This window comes from Mesorhizobium sp. M4A.F.Ca.ET.090.04.2.1 (assembly GCF_003999085.1).
Lineage (GTDB): Bacteria > Pseudomonadota > Alphaproteobacteria > Rhizobiales > Rhizobiaceae > Mesorhizobium.
Map to the genome: position 1 here is coordinate 1 of NZ_RZOT01000290.1, position 7,586 is coordinate 7,586.

The window sequence follows — 7,586 nt, forward strand, 5'->3', positions numbered from 1 at the left end:
CAGATGCTGGATCTTCTCGCGCGACATCTTGTCGGGGACGACGAGGATTATGCGGTAGCCCTTGGGGATGCCGACCTGGGCAAGGCCAAGGCCGGTATTGCCGGCGGTCGCCTCGACTATTGCGCCGCCGGGCCTGAGCTTGCCCTGCCGCTCGGCGGCGGCGATCATCGACAGCGCGATGCGGTCCTTGATCGAGCCGCCGGGATTCTGGCTTTCGAGCTTGATGAACAGCCGGCACTTGCCGGTGTCGAACTTGGTCAGCTCGACGATGGGCGTCTGGCCGATCAGGTCGAGCACCGACGCATAGGGCGGACGCAGGCGGGAGAGGGTGCTCTCGGGCGGGGCACTGGCGGGTGCGGCTTTCCTGTGCTCGCTCATGTCAGGCGCTCCATTGGTCAAAACCTAGCGTCTTTTCCAGCCGATCGCAGCCGGAAAGAAGATAGACCGTGCCAATCAAGTGGCCAGACGGGGAATGAAATTCCTCCCGCTGCGTTCGTCATCCTCGGGCCTGATCCGAGGATCCTGGATGGGCTTCGGCTCGTCGCGAAGATTCATGCGAGAAGGATCGCCAGCGCTCGTTCCATGCTGGCTGCTCAGATGCGCGAGCGGATCGCCCAGCCGAGCCCGAGCAATCCCACCAGCATCGTCAGTATTCCGATATAGAGCCATTGCGTCTGGCCGGTCATGAAGCTTCCCCGGACAAGACCCAGGCCCTGAAGGGACCAGAGCAGGCCGATCGCCAGCACGATCAGGGCCAGCACAAACCGCATCAATCGCATCGGTGGAATTCCCTTCGCAAGTCGATCGTCAACTCAGTCACGGCAGCAATGAAAGAGCGGAAGGAAGCGATCCAATCGTGTCCCTCTGTACTTGCGTATTGATGCCCGATCCAGCCAGACACGGCCAGAAGACCGGCGCGAATGATCATCGAGAATACGCCGCGCAAGGCGGGAAGACTCATGACAAACTGTTTCCCGGCGACTCCAAACGTGTGCCATTGCCATGGAACCGCCAGATGACGGCCGCATTTCCTGCCTTAATTGCTTCATAACGGCTGGGGTCTGTCCAAACGGAGCCATTCCCCAAAGATGATGAAGACAAAGCAAACCGCGCTTGTCGCGGTAACGGTAGCGGCTGGCCTGATGGTCGGCGCCTCCACCTCCTCCGCCGCCGCCCAATGCGGCCGCGCCTCCTGGTATGCGCTGCACTCGCGCACTGCTTCCGGTGAACGCATGAACCCGTCGGCGCTGACCGCCGCGCACCGCACCTTGCCCTTCGGCACCAAGCTCAAGGTGACCAACAAGAACAACGGTCGCAGCGTCGTGGTTCGCATCAACGACCGCGGCCCGTTCATCAAGGGGCGCGTGCTCGATCTCTCGAAGGGCGCGGCCAACCAGCTCGGCTTCATCGGCTCGGGCCACACCGCCGTGTGCATGGCGCGCGTGTGATATGTCTGACATGTCCGGCAAGAGGGCCGGACATGTTTCCTACACACTTCGGCAACGCACAGTGAGCCGGCTGCCGCCCGTCAAGGCGGATTCTCAACGCCTTGGTCGAAAGAAGCATTGATCATTCGACATGACGTATTGCATCGCAACAATATGTTGTTAACCTCGCCGCGAGACATTTGAGGCTCGGCGCTGCACGCGTTCTTGGGTCGCAAGCAGCAGCGGGGTCCTTGATGTACTACCAGCTCTACGAATTGAACCACGCCGCGCTGCAGCCAGCCCGCGTCTATGCCGACGCGGTGCGGATGTTCTACACCAACCCGCTCAATCCGATCGCGCACACGCCTTGGGGCCGCTCGGTGGCGGCAACCGCCGAACTGTTCGAGCGCACCACGCGCCGCTACGGCAAGCCGCAATTCGGCCTCGACAAGACCGTGGTCGACTGGAAGAGCGTCGACGTCAGCGAAAAGACCGTGTGGTCAAAGCCGTTCTGCAACCTGATCCGTTTCGAGCGGGCCGTTCCCGCCGGCCGCAAGCCCGATCCGAAGCTGCTTATCGTGGCGCCGATGTCGGGACACTACGCGACGCTGCTGCGCGGCACGGTGGAAGCGATGCTGCCTTATGCCGACGTGCACATCACCGACTGGGTCGATGCCCGCATGGTGCCGCTTGCCGACGGCAGCTTCGATCTCGACGACTATATCGACTACATCATCGAGATGTTCCATGCGCTCGGTCCCGACACCCATGTGATGGCGGTGTGCCAGCCCTCGGTGCCGGTGCTGGCGGCGGTGGCGCTGATGGAAAAGCGCGGCGACCCCTTCGTGCCCTCGACGATGACGCTGATGGGCGGGCCGATCGACACCCGCCGCAATCCGACGGCGGTCAATTTGCTCGCCGAGGAAAAGGGCAGCGGCTGGTTCCGCGACAACGTCATTATGCAGGCGCCGTGGCCAGTGCCCGGCTTCGGCCGCGAGGTCTATCCCGGCTTCCTGCAGCTTTCGGGCTTCATGAGCATGAACCTCGACCGCCACATCATCGCTCACAAGGACTTCTTCATGCACCTGGTGAAGCATGACGGCGACAATGCCGAGAAGCACCGCGACTTCTACGACGAATATCTGGCGGTGATGGACCTGACGGCCGAATTCTACCTGCAGACGGTCGACACCGTGTTCGTGCGCCATGCCTTGCCGAAGGGCGAGATGATGCATCGCGGCAATCCGGTCGACACCTCGGCGATCCGCAACGTCGCCCTGTTCACGGTCGAGGGCGAGAACGACGACATTTCCGGCCTCGGCCAGACCCAGGCCGCGCACGATCTGTGCGTCAACATCCCGGCCGACCGGCAGGCCCACTACATGCAGCCGGCGGTTGGCCACTACGGCGTCTTCAACGGCTCGCGCTTCCGCTCCGAGATAGTGCCGCGCATCGTCGACTTCATCACCAGCTACGGCCGCCAGATGCGCGTTGCGGCGAAGCCAAGACTTGTGCGCTCGGCCAAGGGCTGAGCGAGGCGGGGAGTTCGGGACGCCGTCACGGCAGCCTTCAGCGCGCCCGGATCGTCCTGTTGCACAAGTGCCGCTGTCAGGATCGCGGAAGTAACCATGCCGCCAATCAGGCCAGACTCGTAATTGACACGGACTGTAAATCGCCCTTAACGTTTCGTTAACAACAAGGGCGAACGGGGACAATGATTTCCTCACCGATGGCACGGACGCTGCGCTTGTGTGCGGTCGCAGGGCTGGCGATTTCGGGATTGTGGGCGGCGCCCGCAGTCGCCGCGGGAGCGATGGTGACCGGCGGCCTGACCTCTCAGCCGATCGGACACTACGATTTCTGCAAGGCAAATCTCGGCGAATGCTCGATCCGGCCGGCCAATCTGGCGCCGGCCAAGATGACCGATGCGTTCCTGCGCAAGCTCGCCAGCATCACCGCCAAGGTCAACGCCGCCGTCAAGCCGATGAGCGACTACGACATTTACGGCAAGGACGAAGTCTGGGCCTTTCCCGACAAGGGCGTCGGTGACTGCGAGGACTATGTGCTGGAAAAGCGCCGCCAGCTCTACCGCATGGGTGTGTCGCTCGCCGATCTGCTGATCACCGTCGTGCGCAAACCCGATGGTGAAGGCCACGCGGTGCTGACTGTGCGCACCGACAGGGGCGACTATGTGCTCGACAATCTGAACGACAAGGTCAAGGCCTGGGACGAGACCGGCTACCGCTTCCTCAAGCGCCAGGCGATCGACAACACCGGGCGCTGGGTGTCGATCCGTGGCGGCCAGCAGGTGCTGGTCGGCGCGGTGCAGTAACCGACGATTGAGTCTGCATTCCAAGCGTTGAGGCGGCTGGTCCCGCCCTTGGCTGCTTTTACATCATAGGTTGGCGGCGCCAACGTTAAATGAGACTTGCTGGCCGCGTCCCGCGCCACCCTCCCAGAATTTTTCACAGTCTCCATGAACCAAACCGTCGCTGCCGGCGACACAGCCGCGTACGGAAACCAACCCTGGAGACTTCAAATGACTGCCTTTTTGCGAAATGCCCTGCTCGCCGCTGTCGCGGTGACGTCCATGGCCGGATCCGCGCTGGCGGACCAGACCGTCAGCTGCGCCGAAACCAAGACCAACGACCTGTGGAGCGGCCGTTGTTGCGGTACCAGCGACTCGAGCTGCCTGGGCGGCGGACACGAGCATGGCGACCATGGCAACCATGGCGGTCGCGGTGGCCAGACCGGCGCGAAGTGATCTCGCAGCATGCCCGCTGGCTACCGGCCAGCGGGCATCGCCTCATGTGAAGCGGACGCCGGCGCCGGAGCAACTCGCGCCGCGCATCACGTCCGCCGCCCCAGTGCCGCGCGGACCGACGCCGTGATCCGGCGAAGCTCCGCCTCATCCAGTTTCTCGATGTTTTCGGCCAGGAGATTGGCGAGCTCGGTGGCGGCGGGCGTCAGGCCAGACGTGTCGATCCGGACCCGCGGGTGCGAGGCTTCGGCGAGGCGCGCGAGTTCCTCGGCATCGTCCCAGATGACGTTGAAATAGCCGATGATCTTCTGGATCAGCGTCCAGGTCGGCGCGCCGCGGCGGCCATGTTCAAGCGCCGACAGGTAGGCGGCGCTGACGCCGATCGCCTCGGCCATCGCCTTCTGGCTGAGGCCGCGCTCGGCACGCAGCGCGCGCAGCTTCTCGCCGAACGGGGTCATGCCAGCGCTCTCATGCGCGTGTCTTCATGTGCGGGTCCGGCGCAAGCGGACATAGAGCGCGCCGGAACCGCCATGGTTGCGCGCGGCATGGTCGTGGCTGGAGACCAGCGGCCGGAAGGCGGGCGTCGACAGCCAGGCGGGAACCGAACGCCGCAGCACGCCGTCGCCGCCGGACGAGGAGCCCTTGCCGGTGATGACCAGCACATAGCGGATGCCGCCGGCATGCGCCCGGTGCAGGAATGAAAACAGCAGCGAATAGGCCTCGTCCTGGGTCATGCCGTGCAGGTCGACGCGGCCTTCGATCGGCAGCCGGCCCTTCGCAAGCTTGTTCAGCGTCTGGTCGTCCAGCGCATGCGAGACATGCTGCGTCCTGGGCTTTGCCGCGACAGCCGGAGCGCCGTTGACGGGGATAGGCGCCGGCGCCGGTTTCGGCTCGACGCTGAAATCGGGGACGTCGACGGCGGCCTTGCCCTTGAGCGGCTTGGCGGTGCGCGCCACCAGGTTCCACAGGACGCGATCGTCCTCGCTCAGCCGGTCGATGCGGCGGGTCATGGCAATGGCCTCGAAACGAGCTGGCGCGGGATCAGCGCATAAAAATCGGCGGCGTTGCGGACGACGCCGGCGATCTCGCCGGCGGCGGCGCCGCTGCCCGCAAAGAGGTCACCCCGCGCCGGGCCGGTGATGGCCGAGCCGGTGTCCTGCGCGATCATCAGCCGCCGGAACGGCCCGTCGCCGAAAGCGGCGAGCGTCGGCGCGTCGATATAAAAGGGCGTGCCGAATGTGTGCAGCAGCCGGTCGACGGCAACCGAACGGCCTGGCGTCAGCGGCACCTTGGCGGCGGCGATCGGGCCGAGCGCCGCATCGTCGACCGCCGCCTCGCGGAAGAAGATATAGGAGCGGTTCTGCCAGAGGATCTCGTCGACGCGATCCGGGTGCGCCCTGAACCAGGCCCGGATCGACTGCATCGTCACCTTGGCCAGCGGGATTTCGCCCAACTCGCTCAGGACCTTGCCGGGCCCGGTGAAGCGCTGGCCGGACTTGGCGGCATAGGTAACGCGGCAGAGCCGACCGTCGGTCATCTTCAGCCGCGCCGCGCCCTGGACATGGATGAAGAAGGCGTCGACCTTGTCGGCGAGCCAGGCGATCTCCAGCCCCTTGCCGGCGAGCGCGCCGCGCTCGATGGCGCCGCGGTCGAAATATTCGGCCAATCCGTCCGGCGCCGGGCGCGCGAAAGCGAGATAGGGATCCATGCCGGATGGCCGATTGGCGTCGTCGACATCGACCAGATCGGCCGGGCGTGAAAGCAGCGGCACCGTGAAGCGGTCCGTCAGTACCGGCGAGGCCTCGGCCTCCGGCTCATAGAAGCCGGTGACGAGACCGGCGCCGCCGGTTTCGGCGGTGACATGAGTGGGAACGAAATGGCGCTCGAAGAAGGCCCGGGCCTGCGCTCGATTCGGCAACGAAACGGCACGCGCCTCCTGATAGGCTTCGGCAAAGGCCTCGAAGCCGACGCCAAGCGAGCCCGTGCGATAGGGTTTGGTTAGGACATGGAAGGCCGAGCGGCGAAAGGCGGCATAGGCGGCGCGGTGGTCGTCCTCATCCCAACCGGGCAGCTCGCCAAAGGATTTTTCGCTGAAAAGGGAAGAGAGCGACACCGCCGCCGCCCGGGCTCAATCTTCTTCTTCGGTAGCGACGAGCTTCCAGTTCGGATCGCGCGAGCGCGTGTCGCGGGCGAAGGTCCAGACGTCCTTGACCTCGGCGACGGTTTCGGGGTCGCCGTCGATGACGGCGCCGGCCTTGTCGCGGGTCGCCGAAATCAGCTCGCTGACGATGCGCAGCGTGATGTGCGCTTCGCCGCCCTTCATCTCGGCGGCGACGATATCTGCCTTGTCGATGCCGACGAAGGAGGACTGGATCTTCTCCGACTTTGCCTCGCGATCCCCGATCGCGGCGACGAAGCCGTCAAAGACCTCGCGCGAGAGAAGGTTCTTCAGCGTCTTTCGGTCGCCGTCGGCATAGGCCATGACGATCATCTCGTAGGCCATCTTGGCGCCGTCGACAAAGCCCTTCGGATCGAAAGACGGGTCGTTGTCCTTGATCGTCCTCAGACCCTTGTTGAGATCGGTGTCGGGCCTGGCGAAGGCATCGATCTCGGCATAGGCGTCGGCGGCCGGTTCCCCCGGCGCCCGCTTTCGCGGCAGCGAAACCACATTCTCCGATTTCTGGCCGGCCTCCTGCTGCTCGCGCGTGCGGCTCGCCGAATAGGGGTCGAAGGGCGGGCGCTCGCTGCCCGTGCGACGGCCCAGCACGTTGCGCAGCTGGAAAAAGATCACAACCGCCGCAATCAGAAAGAAAATCGTGCCGAAGTCGAAGAAACCCATATCTTCCGCCAATTCGATCCCTGTCCTGGCCGGACCGCCGGCCAGCATCAGGCCGCGGTCGCATAGCGTTCAACACCCAAAGCATATAGAACGCTAGGCGCAATCATTCAAATCAAAGGCAGGCATACCTATCTAACGGGTCCGGTGCCAGCGGCGATTGCACGCTAGACGGGAAAACACGGAAACGATCGGCCAGGAATTGCGTATTTCACTGCTCCCATTGCTCGTCCTCGCGCTGCCGCTGCTGGAAATCGCCGGCTTCGTCGTCGTCGGCCGCCAGATCGGCGCGCTGGCGACAGTCGGCCTGGTGCTGGCCTCCTCGATTGCCGGCAGCCTGTTGCTGCGACACCAGGGCTTCGGCGTGATGGCGCGGGTGCGGGCCGAGATGGATGCCGGGCGCGATCCGAGCAGCCAGCTAGCGCATGGCGCGATGATCGTGCTGGCGGCGATCCTTCTGATCATTCCCGGTTTCATCACCGACATCCTCGCCATCCTGTTGCTTCTGCCGCCGGTGCGCGAACTCGCCTGGCGGATGCTGAAAAGCCGCATAGTGCTGGCG

The 7,586-nt window shown here is 64.5% G+C and carries 11 protein-coding genes; 5 read left to right on the forward strand and 6 right to left on the reverse strand.

The window, feature by feature from the left end:
* Both EN781_RS20025 and EN781_RS20030 read right to left on the reverse strand, forming a co-directional pair.
* The coding region (locus EN781_RS20025; protein WP_127400261.1) for a pyridoxal-phosphate dependent enzyme at window positions 1-378 on the reverse strand (378 nt) is incomplete at its 3' end.
* A 215-nt stretch (window positions 379-593) separates the two neighbouring features.
* Window positions 594-779, reverse strand: a complete 186-nt coding sequence (locus EN781_RS20030) for a hypothetical protein (protein WP_126057308.1) — start codon at window positions 777-779, stop codon at window positions 594-596.
* Between the two features lie 309 nt (window positions 780-1,088).
* On the opposite strand from EN781_RS20030, the gene EN781_RS20035 reads away from it, so the two are divergent.
* From EN781_RS20035 to EN781_RS20050, 4 genes are all read left to right on the forward strand, one after another.
* Complete coding sequence (locus EN781_RS20035) at window positions 1,089-1,448, forward strand: septal ring lytic transglycosylase RlpA family protein (protein ID WP_126057309.1); 360 nt, start codon at window positions 1,089-1,091, stop codon at window positions 1,446-1,448.
* 233 nt (window positions 1,449-1,681) lie between these two features.
* A complete protein-coding gene (locus tag EN781_RS20040) occupies window positions 1,682-2,959 on the forward strand; it encodes a polyhydroxyalkanoate depolymerase (protein ID WP_126057310.1) in 1,278 nt (425 codons plus the stop codon).
* 182 nt (window positions 2,960-3,141) lie between these two features.
* A complete protein-coding gene (locus tag EN781_RS20045; protein ID WP_126057311.1) occupies window positions 3,142-3,759 on the forward strand; it encodes a transglutaminase-like cysteine peptidase in 618 nt (205 codons plus the stop codon).
* Between the two features lie 207 nt (window positions 3,760-3,966).
* A complete protein-coding gene (locus EN781_RS20050) occupies window positions 3,967-4,191 on the forward strand; it encodes a hypothetical protein (RefSeq protein ID WP_126057312.1) in 225 nt (74 codons plus the stop codon).
* 86 nt (window positions 4,192-4,277) lie between these two features.
* Here the strand turns inward: EN781_RS20050 and EN781_RS20055 are convergent, their stop codons facing one another.
* Genes EN781_RS20055 through EN781_RS20070 form a run of 4 tightly spaced genes read right to left on the reverse strand, consistent with a single transcriptional unit; the run spans window position 4,278 to window position 7,027 of the window.
* Window positions 4,278-4,646: a helix-turn-helix transcriptional regulator gene (locus EN781_RS20055; protein WP_126057313.1), complete on the reverse strand. Its 369-nt coding sequence runs from the start codon at window positions 4,644-4,646 to the stop codon at window positions 4,278-4,280.
* Window positions 4,647-4,670: 24 nt separating this feature from the next.
* Window positions 4,671-5,198 carry a Smr/MutS family protein gene (locus EN781_RS20060; RefSeq protein ID WP_126057314.1) on the reverse strand — a complete coding sequence of 176 codons (528 nt, stop codon included), beginning with the start codon at window positions 5,196-5,198 and terminating at the stop codon, window positions 4,671-4,673.
* The gene (locus EN781_RS20065) at window positions 5,195-6,301 is read right to left on the reverse strand and encodes a murein transglycosylase A (RefSeq protein WP_126057315.1); all 1,107 of its coding nucleotides are present in this window, start codon (window positions 6,299-6,301) and stop codon (window positions 5,195-5,197) included. The genes EN781_RS20060 and EN781_RS20065 overlap by 4 nt, the downstream gene beginning before the upstream one ends.
* Before the next feature lie 15 nt (window positions 6,302-6,316).
* Window positions 6,317-7,027, reverse strand: a complete 711-nt coding sequence (locus EN781_RS20070; RefSeq protein WP_126057316.1) for a Tim44/TimA family putative adaptor protein — start codon at window positions 7,025-7,027, stop codon at window positions 6,317-6,319.
* Between the two features lie 199 nt (window positions 7,028-7,226).
* Here EN781_RS20070 and EN781_RS20075 point away from each other — a divergent pair.
* On the forward strand, window positions 7,227-7,586 hold a 360-nt coding region (locus EN781_RS20075), incomplete at its 3' end, for an FxsA family protein (protein ID WP_127400262.1).